Origin of the sequence: Pseudotabrizicola sp. 4114 (genome assembly GCF_031457365.1) — a bacterium.
Classification (GTDB): Bacteria; Pseudomonadota; Alphaproteobacteria; order Rhodobacterales; family Rhodobacteraceae; genus Pseudotabrizicola.
Genome location: NZ_JAVDWP010000003.1, coordinates 99,668 through 124,979, shown reverse-complemented (window position 1 = coordinate 124,979; position 25,312 = coordinate 99,668). Strand labels below are relative to the sequence as shown.

The following is a 25,312-nucleotide window of genomic DNA, read 5'->3' as shown; positions in this document are numbered from 1 at the left end:
CATGACATCGGTTCCGCTTTCCCCACTGTCCCCTGCCCTGCCGCAGGTGATGGTTCGCCGGCAAACCCCTTCCGGGCGCATTGCCATGGTGCTGTTTCTGCTGGCGGTGGTGGCCCTGGCCGCGATGCCGTGGTGGGCAAAGACCGGCACGATCCGCATGGTGCTGGAGCTGTGCTGCTATATCGCGGTGGCCCAGATGTGGAACATGCTGGCAGGCTATGCCGGGCTGGTGTCGGTCGGGCAGCAGGCCTTTATGGGGGCCGCGGGTTATGCGCTGTTCGTGCTGGCGCAGACCTTTGGGGTGAACCCGTTTCTGGCGATCTTCATCGCCCTGCTGGTGCCCGCCTTCCTCGCTGTTCCCTGCTACATGCTGCTGCACCGGCTGGACGGGCCCTATTTCGCCATCGGCACCTGGGTGGTGGCCGAGGTGTTCCGGCTGGTGGCATCCAACATGGGCTTTCTGAACGCGGGCGCCGGCATGTCGCTGAACGTGATGAAGGACTATTCGCTGCTGGAGCGCAATATTGCGATGTCACTGCTGTGCGCGCTGATGATCCTGCTGACCATCGGCGGCAGCTACTGGTTCCTGCGCTCACGCTATGGGTTGGCGCTGATCGCGATGCGCGACAATCCGGTCGCGGCGGCCAGTCAGGGCGTGAACGTGCCCCGGCTGCGATTCATGATCTACGTCGCGGCAGCGGTGGGCTGCGGGCTGGCGGGCGCGGTCTATGCGATGGCGCAGCTGCGCATCAACCCGCCCTCGGCCTTTGATCCGATGTGGGCGAATGTGGCGATCTTTATCGTGATGGTCGGCGGCATTGCGTCGATCGAAGGGGTGCTGATCGGCTCGCTGATCTATTTCATCGCCGACCGCTGGTTCGGCCAATACGGCGCGAGCTATTTCGTGGTGCTGGGGGTGATGACGGTGTTTGTCGCACTCTATGCCCGGGGCGGCATCTGGGGCGCGGTGTCTAAGCGCTGGGATGTGCACTGGTTCCCGATCCGGCGGCACCTGACCTACAAGACGGAGGAACGGCCATGAAGGCAGCGTTTTTCGACGCGGTTTCCAGCCCGCTGCGCATTGGCGAGCAGGCCGATCCGGTGCCCGGCCCGGATGAGGTGATGCTGCGGGTGGCGGGCTGCGGGATCTGCGGCAGTGACCTGCACATCACCGAAGACCCTGCCCCGTTCGGCATCGGCGCGGGCTTTGTGCTGGGCCATGAAATCGCGGGCGAGGTGGTGAGCGTGGGGGCTGATGTGCAGGATCTGCGCCCCGGTGACGGCGTGGCGGTGGTGCCGATGCGCGGCTGCGGGCATTGCGCGCGCTGTCTGTCGGGTGATCCGGCGCGCTGCGCCGAGATGGTGCTGATCGGCGGCGGCTATGCGGACTACGTGACCGTGGCGGCACGGCAGTGCCACAAGCTGCCTGCGGGGGTGGCGCTGGCCGACGGGGCGCTGGCCGAACCGCTGGCGGTGGCGCTGCATTGCGTGGTCCGCGCCGGGGTAAAGCCGGGGGACCGGGTGGCGATTCTGGGGGCCGGGCCGATTGGTCTCTTGGTCGCGTTCTGGGCGCGGCGGATGGGCGCGTCGCATGTGGTGATGGCCGACATCCACACCCATCAGCGCGACCGCGCGCTGGCGCTGGGGGCCACCGACTTTGCTCTGTCGGGCGACCGGCTGGCCGAGAATATTGCCGATCTGTGCAATGGGCCGCCTGATATCGTCTTTGAATGCGTCGGCAAGCGCGGGCTGTTGCAGGCGGCTGTTGAGACTGTGCGCTTGCAGGGCAAGGTGATCGGCGTCGGCCTGTGCATCGGCGGCGATGAATGGGACCCGTTCGTCGCGCTGACCAAGGAAATCGACCTGATCTTTGCGGTGTTTTTCCATCAGCGTAACGAGTTCGGCGCAGCGCTTGAGGCGCTGGCGGGGGGCGTCCCACAAGGGATTATCACCGACCGTATCGGTCTGTCACAGGTGCCGCAGGTGTTTGAAAGCCTGCGCCGCCGCACCACGCAATGCAAAGTGCTGATCCAGCCAGAGCTATCCTGAGGAGGAGACAAGATGTCCGTGACGTTTGAGACGATGGAGTATGAGATCGGCGGCGTAAAGACCGTGGTGAAGGCCATCGGCACCGGCAAGCCGGTGCTGTTCCTGCACGGCGCCGCCACGCTGGAAGGGTTTGATTTTGCCGCCGGGCTGGCCGACCGCTTTCGCGTGTTGCTGCCCAGCCATCCGGGCATGGGGTTTTCCGGCCCTGCACCGCATGTGTCTGGCATGGCCGACCTGCTGGTGCATTACCTGAACCTGCTGGATGCGCTGGATCTGTCTGAGGCACCACATCTGATGGGCTTTTCGATGGGCGGCTGGATGGCCACCGAACTGGCCGCCGTTGCGCGCGAGCGGTTTGACCGCGTGGTGCTGGTCGCCCCCGCCGGACTGAACGACCCGGCGCATCCGGCGACCCCGCTGGGTGCAATCGCGCCGCAGGATTTCCCCGGCTATCTGGCACATGACCCGGCGGTGGCCTTGCCCTATTTCCCTGATGGCTCTGACCCGGGTTTTGCCGCCGCCTTTGGCGCCGACCGCGCCCGTGAGGGCGAGGCGGTGGGCAGGATGTGTGCGCCATTCGGCATGGGGCACCCGAACCTGCGCCGGATGCTGGCGCGCATCACCAACCCGACACTCGTGGTCTGGGGCGAGGAAGACCGGCTGCTGCCCGCCAGTCAGGCCCCGCTGTGGTGTGACGCCTTGCCATCAGCAACCCTGCTGCGCGTGCCCGGCGCGGGCCATCTGGTCTTGCAGGAAAACCCCGGAACCCTGACCAAAATCGGCGATTTTCTCGCCGCCTGAAGCCAATTGTCTGAGGAGGAGACAACGATGAACAAACCTATGAAGCACAGCTACTGGGGCGCTACCGTCGATTACACCGATGTCATGGCCCGGATCGCCGAAATCGGCCCGACGCTGGAGGCCAATGCCGCCGCCGATGAGGCTGCGGGCGAGCTGACGCCGGAAAGCTTCGCGCTGCTGCGCCCGCTGCGGATGTCGCATCTGATGGCAACCGAAGAACTGGGCGGCGCGCAGATGCGCCCGACCGAGGTGCTGCAACTGCTGGAGGCGGTGACGTGGTGGTCCGGTTCCGCGGGCTGGGTGTCGATGGTGCATTGCTGCATCGGCGCGATGTCGGCGGCGTTCCTGCCCGACAGCGCCGTGGAGCGGCTGTTTGCGCCGGGCACCGAGAACCGGTTCTCGGGTCAGGGCGCGCCGCTCGGGATGCTGAAAAAGGTCGAGGGCGGCTACAGCCTGACCGGCAAATGGAGCTATGGCTCGGGCTTTTCCCATGCCACCTGGTCACATTCGGCCTGCTTCGTCGATGATGGCAGCGGCAAACCGGCCAAGGATGACGCGGGCAATGTCATCATCATGTGCGCCCATGCGCCGATCCCGGAACACAAGCAGCTGGGCAACTGGGATGTGCTGGGGCTGAAAGGCACCGGGTCCATCGACTATGCGGCGGAAGATGTCTTCATCGCCGAGGATCTGGTGTTCCCGATCCTGACCGCGCCGCCGCAGCGGCTCAAAGAGCTGTTCAGTCTGGGCATCGTCGGGCTGGCGGCCATCGGTCACACCGGCTGGGCCATGGGCGCGGGGCGGCGGATGCTGGACGAGATTGCCCAGTTTGCCCGGTCGAAATCGGGCCGCGCCGGGCTGCTGGGCGAAAGCGAAAAGTTCTGGCATGACTATGGCCGCGCCGAGGCCAGCTATCGCGCCGCCCGCGCCTTTGTGATGGAGGTCTGGGGAGATATTGAGGCCACCGCCGAGGCGGGCCAGCAGATGAGCACCCGCCAGATCAGTCTGGTCCATCTGGCCAAGGCGCAGATCCATGAGGCGGGCGTCGAAGTCTGCAACTTTGCCTATCGCGCTTCGGGCGGGGCGGGTTTGCGGGCCGGGGTGATCCAGCGCACCTTCCGCGACATGATGGTGGCGGCCAACCACTTCACCATCGCGCCGTCCATCGTCACCTCTGCCGGGCGCGAGATCGGCGGGCAATGGACTGACCGCAGCTGGCAGTTCTACGATCTGATCGAGAAAAAGTAAGCCAAGGCCCGCTGGCCGGTTGCGGCTGGCCAGCGGGGATACAGGAGTGATGCTGATGACGGCCCCCGCCCTTTCTGATGCCTTTCGTGAGGCGTTTCGCTGTCACCCTGCCGGGGTGGCGGTGATCACCGCTGATCCGGGCGAAAACCCGGTGGCGATGACAGTGTCGTCGCTGATCTCGGTCAGTGCCGCGCCGCCGACGGTCGCGTTCTCACTGTCGGCGCGGTCCGGCTCCACCGCAGCGGTGCTGGCGGCGGGCACGGTGGTGATTCACCTGCTGCGCTACGCTGATCTGGAGCTGGCGCTGCTGGGGGCGACGCCCGGCGCGGACCGGTTCGGCCCGGCGGTCCCGTGGGAGCGGCTGGCCAGTGGCGAGCCGCGCTATACGGCGGTCGCGACATGGTTCCGCGCCCGCATCATCGGCACCTTGCCGGTCGAGGGGGCCACGGTTGTCACCGCCGAACTGCTGGAGGGCGATTGCGGCACGCCGCCCGGCGCGCCGGAGCTGGAATCGCTGATCTATCTGGACCGGCGCTGGCACCGCCTGCGTGAAACCGCAGACGGCTCGGCCAGCCTGACGCTGATGGATGAAGATTACCGCGATGTCTTTCGCTGAGCCGCCTGCCGATTTCGGCAGCTATGATGTGGTGATCGTGGGGGCCGGGTCTTCGGGCTGTGTGCTGGCCAACCGGCTGTCTGCCGACCCAACCCGCCGGGTGTTGCTGATCGAGGCCGGGGGCAGCGACAATCACCCTTGGGTGCATATCCCGGTCGGCTATCTGTTTGCCATCGGCAATCCCCGGCTGGACTGGGGCTTTCGCACCGAACCCGTGCCGGGGCTGAACGGGCGCAGCCTGCTCTATCCGCGCGGCAAGGTGCTGGGCGGGTGTTCGTCGATCAACGGCATGATCTACATGCGCGGTCAGGCGCAGGATTATGACCTGTGGCGCGATTTGGGCAATCCGGGCTGGGGCTGGGAGGATGTGCTGCCGCTGTTCCGGCGGTCAGAACGGCACTTCGGCGCGGCGGACGCGCATCACGCCACCGATGGCGAGTTGCGGGTGGAACAGCAGCGGTTGCACTGGCCGATCCTGGACGAGGTGGCACAGGCGGCGCAAGCCATGGGCATCCCCGCCAGTGCCGATTTCAACGCCGGCGACAATGAAGGCGTGGGATACTTTCCGGTCAACCAGCGGCGCGGGTTGCGCTGGAACGCGCGCAAGGCGTTTCTGGACCCGGCCCGGCGGCGGCCCAACCTGCGCATCGTGACCGGCGCGCAGGTGCTGCGCCTGACTTTGGAGGGGCAGCGGGTGACCGGCGCGGTGTTCCGCGACCGCAGGGGCCTGCATCAAGTGCGCGCCGGGCAAGAGGTGGTGCTGTGCGCCGGGGCCATCGGCACGCCGCAGATTCTGGAGCTGTCGGGCATTGGCCGCCCGGATGTGCTGGGCGCGATTGGCGTGCCGGTTGTCCATGCCCTGCCCGGCGTGGGCGAAAACCTGCAGGACCATCTGCAACTGCGCACGGTTTTTGCCATCTCGGGCGCGCGCACGCTGAACGACCGGGCGCGCAGCCTGTGGGGCAAGGCGGGGATTGCGCTGCAATATGCGCTGATGCAATCGGGGCCGATGGCGATGGCACCCAGCCAGCTGGGGATCTTTACCCGCTCGGGTCCGGACCACGACCGCGCCAATATCGAGTACCATGTGCAGCCACTGTCGCTTGATGCCTTTGGCCAGCCGCTGCACAAGACGCGCGCGCTGACGGTGTCGGTCTGCAACCTGCGCCCGACCTCTGCCGGGTCGAGCCATGCGGTCAGGGCCGACCCTGCCGCCGCCCCGGCGATCCAGCCGAACTATCTGGCGACCGAGGCGGATCGCAAGGTGGCCGCCGACAGCATCCGCCATGCCCGCCGGTTGATGGCGCAGCCGCATCTGGCGCGCTTTGCCCCGGTGGAGCTGAAGCCCGGCCCCGGAGCGGAGGATGATGCCAGTCTGGCGCGGCTGGCGGCGGACATCGGGACCACGATCTTTCACCCGGTCGGCACGGCGCGGATGGGGGATGACGCGCTGGCCGTCACCGATGCCAGCCTGCGGGTGCGGGGGCTGGCCGGGCTGCGGATCGCCGATTGTTCGGTGATGCCGCGCATTGTCAGCGGCAACACCCATGCGCCTGCGGTGATGATCGGGGAAAAGGCGGCAGAGCTGATCATTGCGGCGGGTTAAGCCGCATGTTCATACCGAAACGTGATATTGGGACGCAGCCATCCGATCATCTTCGTCTGGCAGTGCGGCTAACCTGTCCAAAGGGAAACCCCGCCGGACAGCGGGGGGAGTGAGGCAGTATGGCGATCTTGTCATTGCAGGGCGCGTCCAAGAGCTTTGGCGCGCTGAAGGTGACTGACGATGTCAGTTTCGACCTTGCCCCCGGCGAGGCGCTGGGGATCATCGGGCCGAACGGGGCCGGGAAATCGACGCTGTTCAACCTGATCACCGGCAATCTGCGCCCCGATGCGGGGCGGGTGATGCTGGATGAGCGCGACATCACACATGAGACCCCGATGCAGCGCTGTGCCAGTGGCATCGGGCGCTCGTTTCAGATTCCGCAGCCGTTTGATCATCTGACGGTCTATGAAAATCTGCTGGTTGCGGCGCGGTTTGGCGGCGGTTTGGGCGCGGCGCAGGCCCCGGGGATCTGCATGGACATTCTGCAACGCACTGGCCTCACGGCCTTCGCGGACCGCAAGGCCGGGGGATTGCCGCTCCTGAACCGCAAACGGCTGGAGCTGGCGCGGGCGCTGGCGACCCGGCCCCGGGTGATCCTGCTCGATGAGATTGCAGGCGGGCTGACCGATGCGGAATGCGTCGATCTGGTCGCCACCATCCGCGCCATCCATGCCGAGGGCACGGCGATCATCTGGATCGAGCATGTGCTGCATGCGCTGACATCGGTGGTGACCCGGCTGATCGCGCTGAACTTTGGCCGGGTGCTGATGTCGGGCACGCCGGCGGAGGTGATGGCCTCGCCTCAGGTGCAGGAAATCTATCTGGGGATCGAGGCATGAGCGCGTTTCTGGAGATTGAAGGCCTGACCGCGCATTACGGGGATTTCAAGGCGCTGTTCGGGGTCGATCTGACGCTCGATCAGGGCCAGACTCTTGCCATCATCGGGGCGAATGGCGCGGGCAAGACCACGCTGATGCGCGCGATCACCGGCATTGCCCGGGTGACCGGCGGCAGCATCCGGCTGGCGGGGCGCGACATTGCCCGCCTGCCCGCGCCCGACATTCTGACCGCCGGCATCGCCATGGTGCCCGAGGGCCGCCGCCTGTTCCCCAGCCTGACGGTCGAGGAAAACCTGCAGATCGGCGCGCATGCGCGCCGCGGCAACGGGTTCTGGACGCTGGAGCGGATTTACACGCTGTTTCCCATTCTGCGCGAGCGTCGCGGGCAACCCGGCACCGCCCTGTCGGGCGGGCAGCAGCAGATGGTGGCCATCGGGCGGGCGCTGATGTCGAACCCGGTGGTTCTCTTGTGTGACGAGCTGAGCCTTGGCCTTGCCCCGGTGGTGATCCGCGAAATCTACGCCGCCTTTCCCACCATCCGGCAAAGCGGCACCGCGATTGTGGTGGTGGAGCAGGATATCGGCCAGGCGCTGAAGGTGGCCGACCATGTGCATTGCATGATGGAAGGGCGGATCACCCTGTCGGGCCGCCCGCAGGATCTGACCCGCGCGGCGATTCATGACGCATATTTCGGAGTGAACCACGCATGATCTGGCTGGATACGCTGGTGCAAGGGGTGATGCTGGGCGGGCTTTATGCGCTGTTTGCGGCGGGGTTGAGCCTTGTGTTCGGGATCATGCGGCTGGTCAATCTGGCGCATGGCGATCTGATCGTGCTGGGGGCGTATCTCATTCTGGGCATCGGTACGGCGACCGGGCTGAACCCGTTTCTGGCGGCAGCATTGGCGCTGCCGGTGATGTTCGCCTTTGGCTGGGTGTTGCAGACCGCGCTTTTGAACCGGGTGCTGGGCGATGACATTCTGCCGCCGCTGCTGGTGACCTTTGGTCTGTCGGTGGTGATCCAGAATGTGCTGTTGCAAAGCATGACCGCCGACAGCCGCAAACTGCCGGTGGGGCCGGTCGAAAGTGCCTCATTGCCGCTGGGGCCGGTCACAGTGGGGGTGATGCCGCTGGTGACGTTTGGCTCGGCCATCGTGGTCATTCTGGCACTGAACTGGCTGTTTTATCACACGGCCTTGGGGCGGGCGTTCCGTGCCACCTCGGATGATCCGGTGACGGCGCAGCTGATGGGCATCCGCCCACGCCGGATTTTCGCCATCGCGACGGGCATCGCGCTGGTGGTGGCGACGATTGCCGCCCTGTATCTGGGCGCGCGGGCGAACTTTGACCCGTCGATTGGCCCGGCGCGGCTGCTTTATGCCTTTGAGGCGGTGATCATCGGCGGCTTGGGCAGCCTGTGGGGCACGCTGGCGGGCGGCATGGTGATCGGTGTGGCGCAGGCCTTTGGCGCGGCGCTGAACCCGGAATGGCAGATTCTGGCCGGACATATCGCCTTTGTGGCGGTGCTGCTGGTGCGGCCGCGCGGGTTGTTTCCGCGCGCGAATGACTGAGGGGCAGCGATGAGAACGCTTGTGACACTCGCGATCGGTCTGGCGCTTCTGGCGGCGATGGCGCTGGTTCCGGTGCTTGGCCCGCGGATTCTGGTGCAGGATCTGTTCAAGGTGCTGTGCCTGCTGGTGCTGGCGCTGAACTGGAACCTGCTGGCGGGGTTTGCCGGGCTGGTGTCGGTGGGGCAGCAGGCCTTTGTCGGGGTCGGGGCTTATGTGATGTTTGCCACCACCATCCTGTGGGGGTTGGACCCGCTGGCGGGGGTGCTGATCGGTGGCGTGGTGGCGATGGCGCTATCGGTTCCGGTTGCGTTTTTCGCCTTTCGCCTGAACGGCGCGTATTTTGCCATCGGCACCTGGGCGGTGGCCGATATTGCGCGGCTGTCGTTCGGCCAGTGGCGCGCGCTTGGCGGCGGCACCGGCACCGCCCTGCCGCGCGATGCCACGCGTGAGATGCTGGGGGTGGGCAGGGTGCGCGATCTGCTGGGGGTGTCGCCTGCGGCGGCGATTGATGCGGTGACCTATTGGCTGGCGCTGGCATTGGCGGCGGTGATGCTGCTGGCGTGCTGGCTGTTCTTGCGCTCGCGCATGGGGCTGGGGTTGCAGGCGGTGCGCGACAACCCGGTGGCCGCGCAATCGGTGGGCGTCGACCCGACCCGGCTCAAGGCGCTGGTGTTTCTGCTGACCGCTTTTGCCACCGGATTGTGCGGCGCGCTGCTCTTCATCCAGACCGGCCGGATCACCCCGGATGCGGCGTTTTCGGTCATCGACTGGACCGCCTTTGTGATCTTCATAGTCGTGATCGGCGGCATCGGAACCCTGCCCGGCCCGATTGTCGGCGTGCTGGTGTTCTACGCTTTGCAACAACTGCTGGCCGATTACGGCACGGTTTATCTGATTGCCCTGGGGCTGATCGGCATCGCCATCATGCTGTTTGCCCGGCGCGGGCTGTGGGGCGGGCTGATCCACCGGATTGGATATGACCCGCTGCCCCTGGGCCACGCCGCGCCAAGGCCCCCCCACCCTACCCTGGAGGAACGACCATGAGCTATTTTTCCGAAGCCAGATCCGCCGAAACGGTCAACAGCCGCATGGGCGCGCAGACCGATCCCCGGCTGGCGGTTGTGATGACCAGTCTGGTGCGGCATCTGCATGATTTCATCAAGGATGTCGGCCTGACGCAGGAGGAGTGGGAATATGGCGTCGGCTTTCTGACCCGCACCGGCCAGATCTGTTCCGGTGAACGGCAGGAATTCATTCTGCTATCCGACACGCTGGGCGTGTCGATGCTGGTCGATGCGATCAACAACCGCCGCCCGGAACCGGCGACGGAGAACACAGTTTTTGGCCCGTTCCACGTGGCCGATGCGCCGATCCGGGCGATGGGAGAGAACATCAGCCTTGATGGCAAAGGCGAGGCCTGCCTGTTCGAGGGGCGGGTGCTGGATCTGGACGGCGCCCCGATCGAGGGCGCAACGGTTGATGTCTGGTCCGACAATGCCGACGGGTTCTATGATGTGCAGCAGCCGGGGATCCAGCCGAAGTGGAACAACCGGGGCCGGTTCATCACCGGGGCGGATGGGGTCTATGCGTTTCGCGGCATCAAGCCGGTCAGCTATCCGATCCCCGATGACGGCCCGGTGGGGCAGATGCTGGGCCATCTGGGCCGCCACCCGTACCGGCCCGCGCATATGCACTACCTGATCACCGCCCCCGGCTATCAGAAGCTGGTGACCCACACCTTTGTCGGCGGCGATGACTATCTGACCTCGGATGCGGTGTTCGGAGTCAAGGATACGCTGATCGCCCCCTATGAGCGGGTTGAGGGCGGCGACACGGTCTGGCGTTCACCGTTTGATTTCATTCTGGTGCCGGGCTGAACCACCATGCCCAATGTAAAGCTTTTTGTGGATGAAACGCAGTATCGGACCATCGGACCCGATATTGCCGCCCTGCTGCCGGGCCTGCGCGATATGCTGTGCGAGGCGCTGTCGGTGGGGCATTCGGCCTGTCAGATTGCGGTGATCCCGGTGCTGGGCCTGCCCGATCAGCCGCAGATCAATGCCGAACTGCATGTGCTGCCGCACCGCGAGCGCACCCCTGCCCTGCTGCGACAGATGGCCTATGACCTGCGCGACCATCTGCACAGCGCGACAGGGCTGACGGTCGCGGTGCGGATCGCGTCACTGGACCCCGACACCTATATCACCTTGAAATAGCGGTCAGCCGCGCCGCCGGGTGACCTGCTGGTCATGGTCCATCCGGGCCTGCAGCCGCTGACATTCGGCCTGCAGAAAGCTGATGAGCTGCGCCACCGCTGGTGGCCCCTGCCGGTCGGTCACGGTCAGCAGACCCAACTGCCGGTCGGGGTGGTCGATCTTGAGCGGCAGCGCCTCCAGCGGGATGGTGCGGCGCGACATGAAGACCACCGAATAGGGCAGCACCGTCAGCGCATCCGACCCGGCCAGAACCGATTGGATCGAGGCCAGCATCCCGCCCGAGAAATTCACCCGGAAATCTTCCTGCCCGATGGATTTCAGCGCGCGCAAAAGATCGCGGTAGAGCGGGCTGTTCTGCGGCGGGGCAATCCAGGCATAGGGCGCGATATCGGCCAGCGTGATCGCCCGCGCCCGGGTCAGCGGATGCCCGGCGCGGCAGGCGATCACGTTGTTGCCCGACAACAGCGGCGTGAACTCCATATCCTGTGGCACCTGACTGGGGTGCAGCGGCAGGATCGCCAGATCCAGCCCACCATTGCGCAAGCCGGTTTCCAGCGTGTCCAGATAGCCATAGCTTTGGTCGATCTGCACATCGGCGTGGCGCGACTGGAATTCGGCCACCATGCTGGCCACCACCCCATCCATGAAGATCGGCGAGGCCCCCACCCGCAACCGCCCCGCCAGCCCCTGGCGAAAGCGGCGCACCAGCAGGCTGGCCTCTTGATTGGCGGTGCGGATGCGCGCGCCCAGCCGGGCCAGACTCGCCCCCAGCTCGGTCGGGCGCAGCGGGCGGCGGCCCGGCTCGAACAGCGGCATGCCGATCCGGTCTTCAAGCAGCGCCATGCTGCGCGACACCGAGGGCTGCGATTTGCCAAGCGCCTCGGCGCCTTCGGTCAATCCGCCCTTTTCGACGATGGCCGCCAGAATCTCCAGATGTTCGCTGTCTATCTTCATAGCAATAGGCGATATTACATCAACATGATCCGATCAATATTTCTCTGGGGTCGGGCTAGGGTTTGGCCAGACTGACGAAGGGGAGGAGTCCGATGTCCTTTTTCCGCGATGCGTTTACTGCGCGCAGCGCTGCGGTGCGTGTGCGCTTTGGCGCGGGCATCCGTTCCTCGGTTGGGGAAGAGATGGAGGCGCTTGGCGTCAGCCGTGCCCTGATCCTGACCACGCCGCAGCAGTCCGATATGGCGGATGAGTTTGAGGGATATTGCGGCAGCCGCGCCGTGGGCCGCTTTACCGGGGCCACGATGCACACCCCGGTTGAAGTGTCGGAACAGGCGACGGAGCTGGCGCGCAATCTGGGCGCGGATGTGGTGATCTCGGTTGGGGGTGGCTCGACCACGGGGTTGGGCAAGGCGATTGCGCTGCGCACCGACCTGCCGCAGATCGTGGTGCCGACCACCTATGCCGGGTCCGAGGCGACGGGAATTCTGGGCCAGACCGAGAATGGCGTGAAAACCACGCTGACCAGTGCAAAGGTGCAGCCCGAGGTCATTCTTTACGATGCCGAGCTGGTGACCAGCCTGCCGGTGGCGATGACCGTCGCCTCGGCGCTGAACGCCATGGCCCATGCTGCCGAGGGGCTTTATGCCCGCGACCGCTCCCCCATATCGTCGCTGATGGCGGTTGAGGGGCTGCGCGCGTTCCGCGACGCCTTGCCAAAGGTGATTGCAGTGCCCGGCGATGTTGGCCCACGGGGGGAGACGCTGTACGGCGCCTGGCTCTGCGGCACGGTGCTGGGTCAGGTGGGCATGGCGCTGCACCACAAGCTGTGCCACACCCTTGGCGGCAGCTTTGATCTGCCCCATGCCGAGACCCATGCCATCATCCTGCCGCATGCCATCGCCTTTAATGACCATGCCGTGCCGGATCTGCTGGCCCCGCTGGGTGATCTGTTCGGCATGGCCCCCGGCCCCGGCCTGTGGCAGTTTGCCAAAGCTGCGGGCGCGCCGATGGCGCTGCGCGATCTGGGGCTGGCCGAGGCCGATCTGGACCGCGCCGCGGATCTTGCGACCGCCAACCCCTATTGGAACCCCCGCCCCGTCACCCGTGACGGTGTCCGCCGCCTGTTGCAGGCGGCCTGGGCCGGGGAATGCCCTGACGCCTGACTTGCCACGCGGATCACCGCCGCGCCTTGGCCGAATTTCCGGGAGGACCCTTCATGCCTGACATTACCACCGACGTTCTGATCATCGGCACCGGCCCCGCCGGGTCGGCCACCGCCGCGCTGCTGTCGAGCTATGGCATCGCGAATATGGCGGTCAACCGCTATCGCTGGCTGGCCAATACCCCGCGCGCGCATATCACCAACCAGCGCACGATGGAGGTGCTGCGCGATCTGGGCCGCGATGTGGAGGATGAGGCCTATATGTTTGCCACCCATCAGGATCTGATGGGCGAAAACATCTTTTGCGAAAGCCTTGCCGGTGAGGAAATCGGCCGGATGAAGGCCTGGGGCAACCACCCGCTGAGCCGTGCCGAACATCTGATGTCGTCGCCGACCCGGATGAACGATCTGCCGCAGACCTTTATGGAGCCGCTGCTGTTCAAGACCGCCTGTCAGCGCGGCACGCAGAGCCGGATGTCAACCGAATATCTGCGCCACGCGCAGGATGGCGACGGCGTCACCACCACCTGCCTTGACCGGCTGACCGGCAAGGAAGTGACGATCCGCTCGAAATACCTGATCGGGGCGGATGGTGGCAAATCGCTGGTGGCCGAACACGCCGGTCTGCCGTTTGAAGGCAAGATGGCAGTCGGCGGGTCGATGAACATCCTGTTCCGCGCCGACCTGTCCAAATACGTCACCCACCGGCCCAGCGTGCTCTATTGGGTGATGCAGCCGGGTGCGGATGTCGGCGGCATCGGCATGGGTCTGGTGCGGATGGTGCGGCCGTGGAATGAATGGCTGATCGTCTGGGGCTATGACATCAACGGGCCGGAGCCTGAGGTGACCCCGGAGTTTGCCACCGGCGTTGCCCGCCAGCTGATCGGCGACCCGGAGCTGGAGATCGAGCTGTTGTCGGCCAATATCTGGACGGTGAACAACTATTACGCCACCAGAACATCGGAAGGCCGCGTGTTCTGCATGGGGGACGCGATTCACCGGCATCCGCCGTCCAATGGGCTTGGCTCCAACACCTCGATTCAGGATGCGTTCAATCTGGCGTGGAAACTGGCGATGGTGCTGAAGGGTCAGGCAGGCGAGGCTTTGCTGGACAGCTATGACGCCGAGCGCGCGCCGATTGCCAAGCAGATCGTCACCCGCGCCAACCAGTCGATTGGCGAAACCGGCCCGATCTTCAAGGCGCTGGGGATGGCCGAAGGCGTGGACCCGGCGCAGATGCAGAAAAACCTGCAAGCCCGGACCGAAGGCACGCCCGAGGCCGAAGCGCAGCGTGAGGCGATCCGCAAGGCGATTGCGTTCAAGAAATACGAATTTGACGCCCACGGGATCGAGATGAACCAGCGCTACCGCTCGGGCGCGGTGGTGACGGATGGTCAGATCGAACCGGCGTTTCAGCTGGACGCCGACCTGCATTATCAGCCCACCACCTGGCCCGGCGCGCGGATGCCGCATGCCTGGGTCTATCAGCGCGACACCGGGGCGGAGGTCTCGACGCTCGATCTGTGCGGGCATGGGCGGTTCACCCTGCTGACCGGGCTGGGCGGCGAGCCTTGGGCCGCAGCGGCGGCACAGGTGGCGGCGGAGCTGGGGATTGAGCTTGCCATCCATATCATCGGCCCGCGTCAGGCCCATGTGGACCACAGCGGCGAATGGGCGCGGTTGTCGGAAATCCGGGACAGCGGCTGTCTGCTGGTGCGGCCTGACCATCACATCTGCTGGCGGGCCACCGAGCTGAGCGCCGACCCGATGGCGGGGCTTGGCCGGGCGCTGCGGACTGTGCTGGCGCGGTGATTGCAGGAGGGCCGTCAGGCCCTCGGCAAGCGTTTTGTCGGCAGTCTGATCCGGGTCGGTCGCGCAGCAACTGGCCCGGACCCTGCTTAATCAGACCGGCCAGACGGTGCTGCCGGTCTGGTGAAACACGCCCCTCAATGCGCCAACAGTTTGTCCATCGCGCGCGGCTTGTCGTGGAGCGCAAGCTTGTCGACGATGGTTTCCGAGGCTTCGTTCATGCCGACAATCTCGACCTCGGCCCCGTCGCGACGGAATTTCAGCACCGCCATGTCGAGCGCCTGAACCGAAGAAATGTCCCAGATATGGGCGTCCGACACGTCGATGATCACCCGCTCCAGCGCTTCCTTGAAGTCAAAGGCGTTCATGAAATCCTCGACCGAGGCATAGAACATCTGGCCTTCGACGGTGTAGGTGCGCACGCGCCCATCGGGGGTGATGGTGGTGGTGATGCGGAACAGCTGCGAGATCTTGCCGGCAAAGAAGATGCCCGACAACAGCACGCCGATCAGCACGCCGATGGCGAGGTTATGGGTGTAGACCACGGCCACCACGGTCGCCAGCATCACGATGGATGACGATTTCGGATTCGTGTTCAGTGCCTTGATCGACGACCACGAGAAGGTGCCGATGCTGACCATGATCATGATGGCGACCACTGCTGGCATCGGGATCTGGCTGACCCAATCGCCCAGGCTCACGCAGAAGATCAGCAACAGCACCCCGGCGGCAAAGCACGACAACCGCCCGCGCCCGCCGGATTTCACGTTGATCATGCTTTGCCCGATCATCGCACAGCCCGCCATGCCACCGATAAAGCCGGTGGCGGTGTTGGCGATGCCCTGCCCGATGCACTCCTGATCGCGGCTGGATCTGGTGTCGGTCAGGTCATCGACCAGACTTTGCGTCATCAGGCTTTCGAGCAGACCGACGATGGCGACGGCCAGAGCGTAGGGAAAGATGATCTGCAGGGTTTGCAGCGTCAGCGGGATGTCGGGGATCAGGAACACTGGCAGCGTATCGGGCAAAGCCCCCATATCGCCCACAGTGCGCACATCCCAGCCAAAGACCAGCGTCAGCGCGGTCAGCACGAGGATGGTGACCAGGGGCGACGGCACCGCCTTGGTGACATAGGGAAACAGGTAGATGATGGCCAGACCGGCGGCGACCAGCGCATAGGTCAGCCATGTTACGCGCGAAGGGTCCAGTTCGGGCAGTTGGGCCATGAAAATCAGGATCGCCAGCGCGTTGACAAAGCCGGTCATCACCGATTTTGACACATAGCGCATCACGAACCCCAGTTTCAGCAGGCCCATGCCGATCTGCAACAGCCCGGCCAGCACGGTGGCAGCCAGCAGGTATTGCAGCCCGTGATCCTTTACCAATGTGACCATCAGCACCGCCGTGGCAGCAGTGGCGGCAGAGATCATCCCGGGGCGGCCGCCGACAAAGGCGATCAGCACGGCGATGGAAAAGCTTGCGTAAAGCCCCACCTTGGGGTCAACGCCCGCGATGATGGAAAAGGCAATCGCCTCGGGGATCAGGGCCAGGGCCACGACAAGGCCCGACAACAGGTCGGCCTTTACGTTGCCGAACCACTGATCGCGGTATGCATCCAGAGAAATCATATGTGTTCCGTTCCAGACCGATGCGACCAATCGCGTCGCACCGATGTTCACTCAGGGTCTGTGAGTTGTTGGTCCGGCGGATCGGCGGCCGGAAGAGCCAGCCGGGGGTCGCACCCGGCTCCATGTTCGCTGCGCTGGCCTTAGCGGCTTTTCACCGCATTGCCAACCCGCCCGCCTGCCTGTGCAGGCCGGGCGTGGCAGATCAGGCGTGGAAATGGCCCTCAGGGCACAGGTTTGCTAAAAGGGCGGGCAAGACCGGGCTGCGCCGCCAGCAGGTGTCAGCCGTGATCAGGAACCTTGCCCGAAGGGGCGACGTAGGGGCGGGTCACGTCGTCAAGCCGCAGGTTCACCGCCTCGACCTCGATCGCGATGGCCCCGTCACCGGCCAGTGTCAGCGTCAGGGTGCCCATGCCATCCGCCCCCGGTGCAAAATCCAGCGTCAGGATCGACAGCACGGTGTCACGATCCGCCCGGTCAATGCCATTGCTGCGCACGCGCAGCACATCTTCGATCACCAACAGGCTGCGCACCCGCTCATAAGGGCGCTTTGCCGCCTCGGCGGCGGCGCGGTCTTCCCAACGGAACCGGTTGAGCAAAAGCGCAAAGCGGCGGGCCTTTGGGTCAAAGCGCATTTCGGTGATCGGGAACACCGCATCCTGCAGCAGGGCTGAGATGACCGGCAGATCGGCGTCCTCTGCCGCGATCAGGCGCAGGGGGGCTTCGTCGCCGTCTTCAAACCTTGCGTCTGTCATGGCCGGTCACTGATCCGTTCGATTTTGGCACCACAAGCGATCAGCTTTTCCTCGACCCTCTCATAGCCACGGTCCAGATGGTAGACCCGGCTGACCACGGTTTCGCCTTCGGCGGCCAGCCCGGCAAGGATCAGGCTTACGCTGGCGCGCAGATCGGTGGCCATCACCGGCGCACCCTTCAGCTTGTCGACCCCGGTGACGGTGGCGGTGCCGCCATGCACGTCGATCTTTGCCCCCATGCGAATCAGTTCCGGCGCGTGCATGAAGCGGTTCTCAAAGATCTTCTCTTCCAGAACGCTGGTGCCATCAGCGGTGCACAACAGCGCCATCATCTGCGCCTGCAGATCGGTGGGGAAACCGGGGAACGGTTCGGTGGTCACATTCACCGCTGCCACCCGGCCATTCTTGCGGCTGACCTTCAGCCCGCGGTCTGTCTCGGTCACCGAGACGCCCGCCTGATCCAGCTTTTCGGCAAAGGCGCCGACCAGTTCCAGCCGGCCGCCCAGACATTCCACCTCGCCGCCGCAGATTGCGGGGACCAGCATATAGGTGCCCAGCTCGATCCGGTCGGTCACAACCGGATGGGTCGCGCCATGCAGGCGGTCAACGCCCTGAATGGTGATGGTGCTGGTGCCCTCGCCGTCGATCTGCGCGCCCATCTTGCGCAGGCAGCGCGCCAGATCGACGATTTCCGGCTCGCGCGCGGCGTTTTTCAGAACCGTGGTGCCCTTGGCCAGCGTGGCCGCCAGCAGTGCATTTTCGGTGGCCCCGACCGAGACAAAGGGGAATTCAAAGACCGCACCGCGCAAGCGCCCGCCGATGGCTTTGGCATGGACATAACCGTCGCGCAGGTCCAGCTCCGCCCCCATCGCCTCCAGCGCCTTGAGGTGCAGGTCCACGGGACGCGCGCCGATGGCACAGCCACCGGGCAAGGAGACGATGGCATGCCCGTCGCGCGCCAGCATCGGGCCCAGCACCAGAATCGAGGCGCGCATCTTGCGCACGATGTCATAATCCGCGGTGTGGTTGTCGATCCGGTGGCTCGACATCGCCAGCACGAGGCCATCCTGCAGGCTGGCCACCTCGGCCCCCAGCGATTCCAGCAGCTGGGTCATGGTGCGGATATCGGACAGGCGCGGCGCGTTGGTCAGCGTCAGCGGCTCTTCGGACAACAGCGTCGCCGGCATCAGCGTGAGACACGCGTTCTTGGCCCCCGCAATCGGGATCACCCCGTTCAGCGCGCCATTGCCCTTGACCAGAATCGAATCCATGCCCTGCCCTACTCTCTCTTTGTGCCAGGGCCTGCGCCCGGCTGTTCTTGTGGGCCGGAGCTTGCGTCCGGCGGTGTCATAGTGCCGGAGCTTGCGTCCGGTTGTGTCTCGGTGCCGGAATGTGCGTCCGGCTGGGTGTCAAACCCGCCCTCCGCTACATTTTTTTCTGCGCCCCGTTGCTTTGCCTGCGCTTTGCGGCGGGCCATATTGGCCTTCAACGCCGCCTTCAGCCGCGCCTCGCGCAGCTCTGCCGCGCGCGACGGTGCCTTGGTGCCCTGAGATCTGGTGGTTTTATCCGTCATCGCAGCCGCTATAGCGCAGCCCGCAGAATTGGTCCAGAGATCGCCAGAAAAGGGGCTTGCACCCCGTGGCGAATGCGTCTAATCAGCCGCCACGCACCGACAAAACAGGTCGGGCCGCGCAGATGCTGTGGTAGCTCAGTGGTAGAGCACACCCTTGGTAAGGGTGAGGTCGAGAGTTCAATCCTCTCTCACAGCACCATCTGCCCCCCTAGAAATTATACTGAAAATACAAATACCTACCCTGTTGCGGCAAGATGTGTTGCTGCGTTGCAGGTGGCCCTTTGGTCGCGCGGATGGACCCGCGCGACTGGGGCAGGATCAGCTGCGGGGGGAACCGGTGACGGGGTCGATCTTGATCTGCACTTTTCCGCCGTCGGCGCGGTAGTATTCGATCTCCCAGTAGCCATCATCATCCCAGTCGATTTCATCAATCCACGCCACATCGCCCGAGGCTTCGAGGGTGGTGATCACCTCGGACAGCGGGCGGGCATCGGCGGGAGGAGCAGCCTGAGCCACTGAGGGCAACGCCAGTGTCAGAACGGCGAGCGCGGGCGCGAGGGGGGACAGTTTCATGATAAATCTCCACTTTTTTGTTTTAACAGACCCTCAGATGGGGTGCAGCCTCCTCTGCTGCCAATGCGGGCGGCGAACATCCGCCGACAGCCGGAAACGCTTGGAAAGAGCGCCCTGTTCGTCGGTCGCGCGGCCCAAGGCGGTGTCGCATGTGAATGGCGTGCCGGTCATCAGCGCGCTGGGGCGACCGCTGCCGTCACAGCCAAGGGCACCGGCCGGGGTGCGCAAGGGTGAGGCGCAGCAGGTCCATGCCATTGGGCGCGGCGCTCTGGCAGCGGCATTGCAGGGCGGGCTGTCGGGGGCCTGAGGCGTCGCTTCCCACGTCACACCGCTTTGCGGCGCATTGACTGGCAGGCGGAAGGTGGCGGAAACGCGGCGCTGGCATCCTGCGCGGCATCAGTGCCGGTGGCCGCGTTGGGCTGCGGGGCGAAATCGCTGCAGGTGGTTGGGGCGGCATCCTCAAACGCGCCCCCTCCCCCACGCGAAGCGGCGGGTGCGCTCGGGTTTGCGCACGGTCTGTTGCCGCCAGTCTGAAGGGGGAAAGGGCGGCGCGCCGCCCTTTCCCGGTTTGCGCTCTGCGCCTCAGCGCGGCTCGTTCATCAATCCGCGCAGGATGGAGTAGCAGGCCGCCAGCAGCACCAGCGTAAAGGGCAGCCCGGTCGAGACCGCCATCGCCTGCAAGGCTGCCAGACCGCCGCCCAGCAGCAGGGCAACCGCCACCAGCCCCTCGAACGTGGCCCAGAACACCCGCTGCACCACCGGCGCATTGGTCTTGCCCCCGGCGGCAATGGTGTCGATCACCAGTGAGCCGGAATCCGACGAGGTGACAAAGAACACCACGACAAGAATGATCCCGACCAGCGAGCTGATCCCCGCCAGCGGCATCTGGCTGAGCATCTCGAACAGTTGCAGTTCCAGTGCGGCCTCTTGCACGCCGGTAAAGCCGTCGTTGACCACCTGCGAAATGGCGCTGCCGCCCATGGCCGTCATCCACAGCACCGAGAACAGGCTGGGCACGATCAGCACCGCGATCAGGAACTCGCGTACCGTCCGCCCGCGCGACACACGCGCGATGAACATGCCGACAAACGGTGACCAGCTGATCCACCATGCCCAGTAAAACGCGGTCCAGCCTGCGGCAAAGTTGGCGTCGTCGCGGCCAAACGGATTGGCCAGACCGGGCAGATACTCACCATAGGCCACCAGATTGCTGAAAAAGCCCGAGAAGATGCTGGCCGTGGGCCCAAGGGCCACGACAAAGATCAGCAGGGCAATCGCCAGGAACATGTTGACCTGTGACAGGACTTTCACGCCGCCTTCCAGCCCGCGGACGATCGAGATGATGGCCAGCAGGGTGATGAAGATGATCAGGATGATCAAACGGGAATTGGACTGGCCAAAGCCGAACAGATAGTCCAGCCCCGCTGCCGCCTGCTGCGCGCCGATGCCAAGCGAGGTGGCAAGCCCGAAGATCGTGGCAAAGATTGCCATGATATCAATGATATGTCCGGGCCAGCCCCAGATCTTTTCGCCAAAGATCGGGTAAAAGGTCGAACGCAGGGTCAGCGGCAGGCCCTTGTTATACGAGAACAGCGCCAGAGCGAGTGCCACAACGGCATAGATCGCCCAAGGGTGCAGGCCCCAGTGAAAGATCGTGGCCGCCATGCCCAGACGCGCGGCCTCGACCGGGTCGCCTTCGGCACCCCCCAGCGGGGCCCAGTCGGTGCGCGCGCCGGTCTCGTCCAGCGTGACGCCACCCAGAGCCGCCGAGTAATGCGACAACGGCTCTGACACGCCATAGAACATCAACCCGATGCCCATGCCTGCCGCAAACAACATCGAAAACCAGCCGACATAGCCATAGTCAGGCGTGGCATCGGGGCCGCCAAGCCGGATCTTGCCCAGCGGCGAGACGATGAGAAACAGGCAGAGCAGCACAAAGATGTTGCCAGCAATCAGAAAGAACCAGCCCAGATTGCCGGTCAGCCAGTCACGCAGGCCGGTAAACAGCGGCTCGGCCTGATTCTGAAACGCCAATGTCAGGATGGTAAAGCCGACGATACCAAGCGCCGAGATGGAAAAGACCTTCTGATGAAAGTCGAATTCCAGCACATAGCGCGGCGCGACATTGTCCTGCCCGATCGAATAGTCGGTGACAATGATCTCGGTCTGGCCCTCGGGTTCGGGGATGGCTTCGGTGTCGATGATGGGTTCGTCGTCGCGCTCTGGCGCGTTCGGGGTTTCGGTCATGATGTCCCTCTCTTGGTGTCAGACCCGGCGCGGTTACGCTGATTTTATCCGCCAGAAGCTGACGGCGGGTCGTCCCGGATGGATCGGCCTGCGACCACAGGCCGGTAACGGACGCAGCCGTGTCAGCGTTTCCCCTGACCCTGCGCCCGTGCGAAAATCGTGCCGCCTGAGGGGCACGTACGGCATGTTTTCGCCTATTTTGACCGGAACTACAACAGGCTGCGGCCAGAGCGCCGGATTGTCCGCTGTGCAATGGCAACCCAAGAAGAGTCGTCAACAGGATATAAGGTCGCGCCTAGACCTCTGGCGGATCATCGCTTAGGCTTTCATCAGTCCGCGCAGAAGCGTCGGCAAAACACTCTGATACACTTCCAGGAGGTAGGCATGAAATTCATATCCTTCAACGCTCTGGCCGGAGCCGCGCTTGCGGTCGGGCTGATGGCACAAGGGTCCATGGCGCAGGACATGCAGTTCTTCCGCATCGGCACCGGCGGCACGGCGGGCACCTATTACCCGATCGGCGGCCTGATCGCGAACGCGATTTCGAACCCGCCGGGGTCGCGCGCCTGTGAGGATGGCGGCTCTTGCGGCGTGCCGGGTCTGATCGCGACAGCGGTGGCGTCGAACGGGTCGGTCGGCAACGTGAACTCGATCAACGGCGGCACATTGGAGGCTGGCTTCAGCCAATCCGACGTGGCGTTCTGGGCACAAACCGGCACCGGATTGTTTGAGGGCCAGCCGGCGGTGGAAAAGCTGCGGCTGATCGCCAATCTGTATCCGGAAAGCATCCATCTGGTGGCGCGCGCCGATGCGGGCATCGCCTCGGTCGCGGATCTGCGCGGCAAGCGGGTGTCGCTGGATGAGCCGGGCTCGGGCACGCTGGTGGATGCCAAGATCATCCTTGGCGCCTTTGGCCTGACCGAGACCGACATCACCCCGGAATATCTGAAGCCGGATCAGGCGTCTGACCGGATGCGCGATGGCGCGATGGATGCGTTCTTCTTTGTCGGCGGCTACCCGGCCGGCGCGATTGCCGAACTCTCCAGCCAGCATGACGTGGTGATCGTGCCGATCACCGGCCCGGAAATCGACGCGCTGCGCGCGGAGTACTCGTTCTTTGCGACCGACACCTTCCCGGCGGGCACCTACCGTGGGCAAGATGCCGAAGTGGCCACGATCTCGGTCGGCGCGCAAATGGTGACCTCGGCTGATCTGTCCGAAGAACTGGTCTATGGCATCACCAAGTCGCTGTTCAATGAGACCACGCAGGCGCTGTTCGCCAATGGCCATGCCAAGGGCAAATACATCACGCTGGAAAACGCGGTTCAGGGGGCTGGCATCCCGTTCCATCCGGGTGCGGAGAAGTTCTACAAAGAAGCTGGCGTGATCCAGTGATCCGCCCGCTCTGACATGACGGCAGGGACGCGGCCCACAGTGGGGCCGCGTCCTTTTTTCAGATACAGACAGCTTGCAAGGACCCCTGATGAGCAACGAGACGCGCGCCCTGACCGAGGCGGAATTGCGGGCAATCGAAGAGGAATTTGACCCCGAGGCGCGGTTCAGAACCGTCACGCGCCCGGTGGCGCTGCTGGCCGGGGTGATCCTGTTCGCGCTGGCAGTCTATCATTATTACACCGCCGGTTTCGGCATTCCGCGCGCGACCACGCATCGTGGCCTGCATATGGGCGTGTCGCTGTTCCTGATCTACCTGAGCTTTGCCGCCTTCTCATCAGGGCGGACCAAAACCACCGGCTTTGTCATCCTGGGCCTGCCGGTGCTGGACTGGCTGTTTGGCTTTGCCGCGCTGATCAGCGCTTTGTATGTGCCGTGGATCTACGATCAGCTGGCGTTCCGCATCGGCAACCCCTTGCCGCTGGACGTGATCATGGGCACCATCCTCTTGGTGACCCTGTTCGAGGCGGTGCGCCGCTCGATGGGCTGGCCGCTGCCGCTGATTGCGCTGTTGTTCATCTGCTACGCCTATTTCGGCCAGTCGATGCCGGGCATCTTTGTGCATCCGGGGGCGGATTGGTCGGGAATCGTCAACCATCTGTACCTGTCGTCGCAAGGGGTTTACGGCACGGCTCTGGGCGTGATCGCGACCTATGTGTTCCATTTCGTGCTGTTTGGCGTGATGGCGCAGAAAATCGGGCTGGGGCAGCTGTTCATCAACCTTGCCACCGCCCTGACCGGGCGGTTTGCGGGCGGTCCGGCCAAGGTGTCGGTGGTGTCTTCGGCGCTCCTGGGCTCCATCTCCGGCTCGTCGATTGCCAATACGGTGACAACCGGCGCGCTGACGATTCCGACCATGATCAAGATCGGCTTCAAACGCCATTTCGCAGCGGCGGTTGAGGCCGCATCGTCGACAGGCGGGCAGATCACGCCGCCGGTGATGGGGGCTGTAGCCTTTCTGATGGTGGAATATCTGGGCATTCCGCTGCGCACGATCCTGATTGCGGCCATTGTGCCCGCCTTCATGCATTTCTTTGGTGTCCTGCTTCAGGTGCATCTGGAGGCCAAGCGTCTGGGCATCCGGGGCCTGAGCAAGGAAGAGCTGCCCAACGCCGTCAAGGTGCTGCGCGAAGGCTGGCTGTCGGTGCTGCCGCTGGTGCTGCTGGTGTGGATGCTGATGTCGGGGCGCACGCCGTTTCTGGCCGCGTTCTGGGCGATCACCGCCTGTATCGCGGTCTATGCGGTGCAGCGGGTCATGGCGTCGGGCGTGACCGCAGGCGCAAAGGAATTTGCCACCGGCATCTTCGATGGCTTCGTCTCGGGCGCCAAAAGCTCGCTGTCAGTCACCGCCGCTGCGGCGCTGGTGGGGGTGGTGATCGGTGTGGTCACGCTGACCGGCATCGGGTTCAAGATCGCCTTCATGCTGACCAGTGTGGCGCAAGGCTGGGCCGCGTCGGTGCACGGCTTCCTTGGCTTTCTGCCGTTCGAGCTGTTCACCATGCAGACACTGGCCCTGCTGTTCACGCTGATGATGACGGCGGTGGTCTGCATCCTGATGGGCTGCGGCATTCCCACCACGGCCAATTACATCATCATGGTGGCCGTCGCCGCCCCGGTGCTGAGCATGATGAATGTCGAACCCCTGGTCGCGCATTTCTTTGTGTTCTACTACGGGGTGCTGGCAGATGTGACGCCGCCGGTGGCGCTTGCGGCCTATGCCGCATCGGGCATCGCCGGGGCCAATGCGTTCAAGGCCGGCAACACCGCGTTCCGGCTGTCGATGGGCAAGGCATTGGTGCCGTTCATGTTCGTGTTCTCACCCTCGCTACTGCTGGTGACATCCGGTTTCACATGGGAGGCGTTTGCACTGGCCTTTACCGGGGCGGTGCTGGGCATCATCGCGCTGTCGGCGGCAATCACCAACTGGCTGATGGCGCCCTTGTGGAAGATTGAGCGGGTGCTGCTGCCGATCGCCGCGCTGATGATGATCGCGCCGGAGTTTGTCTCGACCGCCATTGGTGCGGCCATTCTGGGCGCAGTCGCGCTGCGCCAGTGGATGGCTGGACCGGCAGAGCCGGTGCGGCAGGCCTCGTAAGGGGCTGCCGCTCCTCTGCCGGTCGTGCAGCGGCGGGGATGTCCCCGCCGCTGTTGGCGCAGGCCAGTGCGGCGTTTGTCCGTGATGTGACGGCTTGCGGCCCGGTCAGCGGGTGGACC

General features: G+C 64.7%; 23 protein-coding genes, 1 tRNA gene and 1 other annotated feature. Of the genes, 18 read left to right on the top strand and 6 right to left on the bottom strand.

The features are described from left to right. Position 1: 1 nt before the first annotated feature. From J2X53_RS08025 to J2X53_RS07970, 12 genes are all read left to right on the top strand, one after another. Complete coding sequence (locus J2X53_RS08025; RefSeq protein ID WP_349036971.1) at positions 2 to 1,042, top strand: branched-chain amino acid ABC transporter permease; 1,041 nt, start codon at positions 2 to 4, stop codon at positions 1,040 to 1,042. After that, positions 1,039 to 2,049, top strand: a complete 1,011-nt coding sequence (locus tag J2X53_RS08020; RefSeq protein WP_349036970.1) for an alcohol dehydrogenase catalytic domain-containing protein — start codon at positions 1,039 to 1,041, stop codon at positions 2,047 to 2,049. The genes J2X53_RS08025 and J2X53_RS08020 overlap by 4 nt, the downstream gene beginning before the upstream one ends. A gap of 12 nt (positions 2,050 to 2,061) precedes the next feature. Next, a complete protein-coding gene (locus J2X53_RS08015; RefSeq protein ID WP_349036969.1) occupies positions 2,062 to 2,850 on the top strand; it encodes an alpha/beta hydrolase in 789 nt (262 codons plus the stop codon). A 27-nt stretch (positions 2,851 to 2,877) separates the two neighbouring features. After that, a complete protein-coding gene (locus tag J2X53_RS08010) occupies positions 2,878 to 4,098 on the top strand; it encodes an acyl-CoA dehydrogenase family protein (RefSeq protein WP_349036968.1) in 1,221 nt (406 codons plus the stop codon). Between the two features lie 55 nt (positions 4,099 to 4,153). Beyond that, positions 4,154 to 4,714 carry a flavin reductase family protein gene (locus tag J2X53_RS08005; protein WP_349036967.1) on the top strand — a complete coding sequence of 187 codons (561 nt, stop codon included), beginning with the start codon at positions 4,154 to 4,156 and terminating at the stop codon, positions 4,712 to 4,714. Continuing rightward, positions 4,701 to 6,320: a GMC family oxidoreductase N-terminal domain-containing protein gene (locus tag J2X53_RS08000; RefSeq protein WP_349036966.1), complete on the top strand. Its 1,620-nt coding sequence runs from the start codon at positions 4,701 to 4,703 to the stop codon at positions 6,318 to 6,320. The genes J2X53_RS08005 and J2X53_RS08000 overlap by 14 nt, the downstream gene beginning before the upstream one ends. Positions 6,321 to 6,439: 119 nt before the next feature. After that, on the top strand, positions 6,440 to 7,159 hold the full coding sequence (locus tag J2X53_RS07995) for an ABC transporter ATP-binding protein (protein ID WP_349036965.1): 720 nt from the start codon (positions 6,440 to 6,442) through the stop codon (positions 7,157 to 7,159). Further along, positions 7,156 to 7,869: an ABC transporter ATP-binding protein gene (locus J2X53_RS07990; protein WP_349036964.1), complete on the top strand. Its 714-nt coding sequence runs from the start codon at positions 7,156 to 7,158 to the stop codon at positions 7,867 to 7,869. Before J2X53_RS07995 ends, J2X53_RS07990 begins: the two co-directional genes overlap by 4 nt. Then, positions 7,866 to 8,729, top strand: a complete 864-nt coding sequence (locus tag J2X53_RS07985) for a branched-chain amino acid ABC transporter permease (RefSeq protein WP_349036963.1) — start codon at positions 7,866 to 7,868, stop codon at positions 8,727 to 8,729. The genes J2X53_RS07990 and J2X53_RS07985 overlap by 4 nt, the downstream gene beginning before the upstream one ends. 9 nt (positions 8,730 to 8,738) lie before the next feature. After that, positions 8,739 to 9,773: a branched-chain amino acid ABC transporter permease gene (locus J2X53_RS07980; protein WP_349036962.1), complete on the top strand. Its 1,035-nt coding sequence runs from the start codon at positions 8,739 to 8,741 to the stop codon at positions 9,771 to 9,773. Beyond that, a complete protein-coding gene (locus J2X53_RS07975) occupies positions 9,770 to 10,606 on the top strand; it encodes an intradiol ring-cleavage dioxygenase (protein ID WP_349036961.1) in 837 nt (278 codons plus the stop codon). The genes J2X53_RS07980 and J2X53_RS07975 overlap by 4 nt, the downstream gene beginning before the upstream one ends. A gap of 6 nt (positions 10,607 to 10,612) precedes the next feature. Continuing rightward, on the top strand, positions 10,613 to 10,945 hold the full coding sequence (locus J2X53_RS07970; protein ID WP_349036960.1) for a hypothetical protein: 333 nt from the start codon (positions 10,613 to 10,615) through the stop codon (positions 10,943 to 10,945). Positions 10,946 to 10,948: 3 nt separating this feature from the next. Here the strand turns inward: J2X53_RS07970 and J2X53_RS07965 are convergent, their stop codons facing one another. Beyond that, complete coding sequence (locus tag J2X53_RS07965) at positions 10,949 to 11,899, bottom strand: LysR family transcriptional regulator (protein WP_349036959.1); 951 nt, start codon at positions 11,897 to 11,899, stop codon at positions 10,949 to 10,951. 92 nt (positions 11,900 to 11,991) lie between these two features. On the opposite strand from J2X53_RS07965, the gene J2X53_RS07960 reads away from it, so the two are divergent. Together J2X53_RS07960 and J2X53_RS07955 are read left to right on the top strand one after the other, a co-directional pair. Then, positions 11,992 to 13,062, top strand: a complete 1,071-nt coding sequence (locus J2X53_RS07960) for a maleylacetate reductase (RefSeq protein ID WP_349036958.1) — start codon at positions 11,992 to 11,994, stop codon at positions 13,060 to 13,062. Positions 13,063 to 13,115: 53 nt separating this feature from the next. Beyond that, positions 13,116 to 14,873, top strand: a complete 1,758-nt coding sequence (locus J2X53_RS07955; protein WP_349036957.1) for an FAD-dependent monooxygenase — start codon at positions 13,116 to 13,118, stop codon at positions 14,871 to 14,873. A gap of 134 nt (positions 14,874 to 15,007) precedes the next feature. On the opposite strand, the gene J2X53_RS07950 is transcribed toward J2X53_RS07955, so the two are convergent. From J2X53_RS07950 to murA, 3 genes are all read right to left on the bottom strand, one after another. After that, positions 15,008 to 16,498, bottom strand: a complete 1,491-nt coding sequence (locus tag J2X53_RS07950; RefSeq protein WP_349036956.1) for a SulP family inorganic anion transporter — start codon at positions 16,496 to 16,498, stop codon at positions 15,008 to 15,010. Between the two features lie 67 nt (positions 16,499 to 16,565). Continuing rightward, positions 16,566 to 16,623 (bottom strand) — a sequence feature (sul1 is cis-regulatory element that is thought to sense ions involved in sulfur or methionine metabolism; They are found in Alphaproteobacteria). Between the two features lie 153 nt (positions 16,624 to 16,776). Continuing rightward, positions 16,777 to 17,250, bottom strand: a complete 474-nt coding sequence (locus J2X53_RS07945) for a DUF2948 family protein (protein ID WP_349036955.1) — start codon at positions 17,248 to 17,250, stop codon at positions 16,777 to 16,779. Further along, positions 17,247 to 18,521 (bottom strand): UDP-N-acetylglucosamine 1-carboxyvinyltransferase, encoded by a 1,275-nt coding sequence (gene murA, locus J2X53_RS07940; protein ID WP_349036954.1) that lies wholly within the window; start codon positions 18,519 to 18,521, stop codon positions 17,247 to 17,249. Before murA ends, J2X53_RS07945 begins: the two co-directional genes overlap by 4 nt. 426 nt (positions 18,522 to 18,947) lie before the next feature. On the opposite strand from murA, the gene J2X53_RS07935 reads away from it, so the two are divergent. Continuing rightward, positions 18,948 to 19,022, top strand: a tRNA-Thr gene (locus tag J2X53_RS07935). Between the two features lie 119 nt (positions 19,023 to 19,141). Here the strand turns inward: J2X53_RS07935 and J2X53_RS07930 are convergent. Then, complete coding sequence (locus J2X53_RS07930) at positions 19,142 to 19,396, bottom strand: PepSY domain-containing protein (protein WP_349036953.1); 255 nt, start codon at positions 19,394 to 19,396, stop codon at positions 19,142 to 19,144. Between the two features lie 100 nt (positions 19,397 to 19,496). On the opposite strand from J2X53_RS07930, the gene J2X53_RS07925 reads away from it, so the two are divergent. Continuing rightward, positions 19,497 to 19,703, top strand: a complete 207-nt coding sequence (locus J2X53_RS07925; RefSeq protein ID WP_349036952.1) for a hypothetical protein — start codon at positions 19,497 to 19,499, stop codon at positions 19,701 to 19,703. 275 nt (positions 19,704 to 19,978) lie between these two features. Here J2X53_RS07925 and J2X53_RS07920 read toward each other — a convergent pair whose 3' ends face one another. Further along, on the bottom strand, positions 19,979 to 21,646 hold the full coding sequence (locus J2X53_RS07920; protein WP_349036951.1) for a BCCT family transporter: 1,668 nt from the start codon (positions 21,644 to 21,646) through the stop codon (positions 19,979 to 19,981). A 384-nt stretch (positions 21,647 to 22,030) separates the two neighbouring features. On the opposite strand from J2X53_RS07920, the gene J2X53_RS07915 reads away from it, so the two are divergent. Together J2X53_RS07915 and J2X53_RS07910 are read left to right on the top strand one after the other, a co-directional pair. Beyond that, the gene (locus tag J2X53_RS07915) at positions 22,031 to 23,041 is read left to right on the top strand and encodes a TAXI family TRAP transporter solute-binding subunit (RefSeq protein ID WP_349036950.1); all 1,011 of its coding nucleotides are present in this window, start codon (positions 22,031 to 22,033) and stop codon (positions 23,039 to 23,041) included. Positions 23,042 to 23,129: 88 nt separating this feature from the next. Beyond that, positions 23,130 to 25,193 carry a TRAP transporter permease gene (locus J2X53_RS07910; RefSeq protein ID WP_349036949.1) on the top strand — a complete coding sequence of 688 codons (2,064 nt, stop codon included), beginning with the start codon at positions 23,130 to 23,132 and terminating at the stop codon, positions 25,191 to 25,193. Positions 25,194 to 25,312 lie beyond the last annotated feature (119 nt).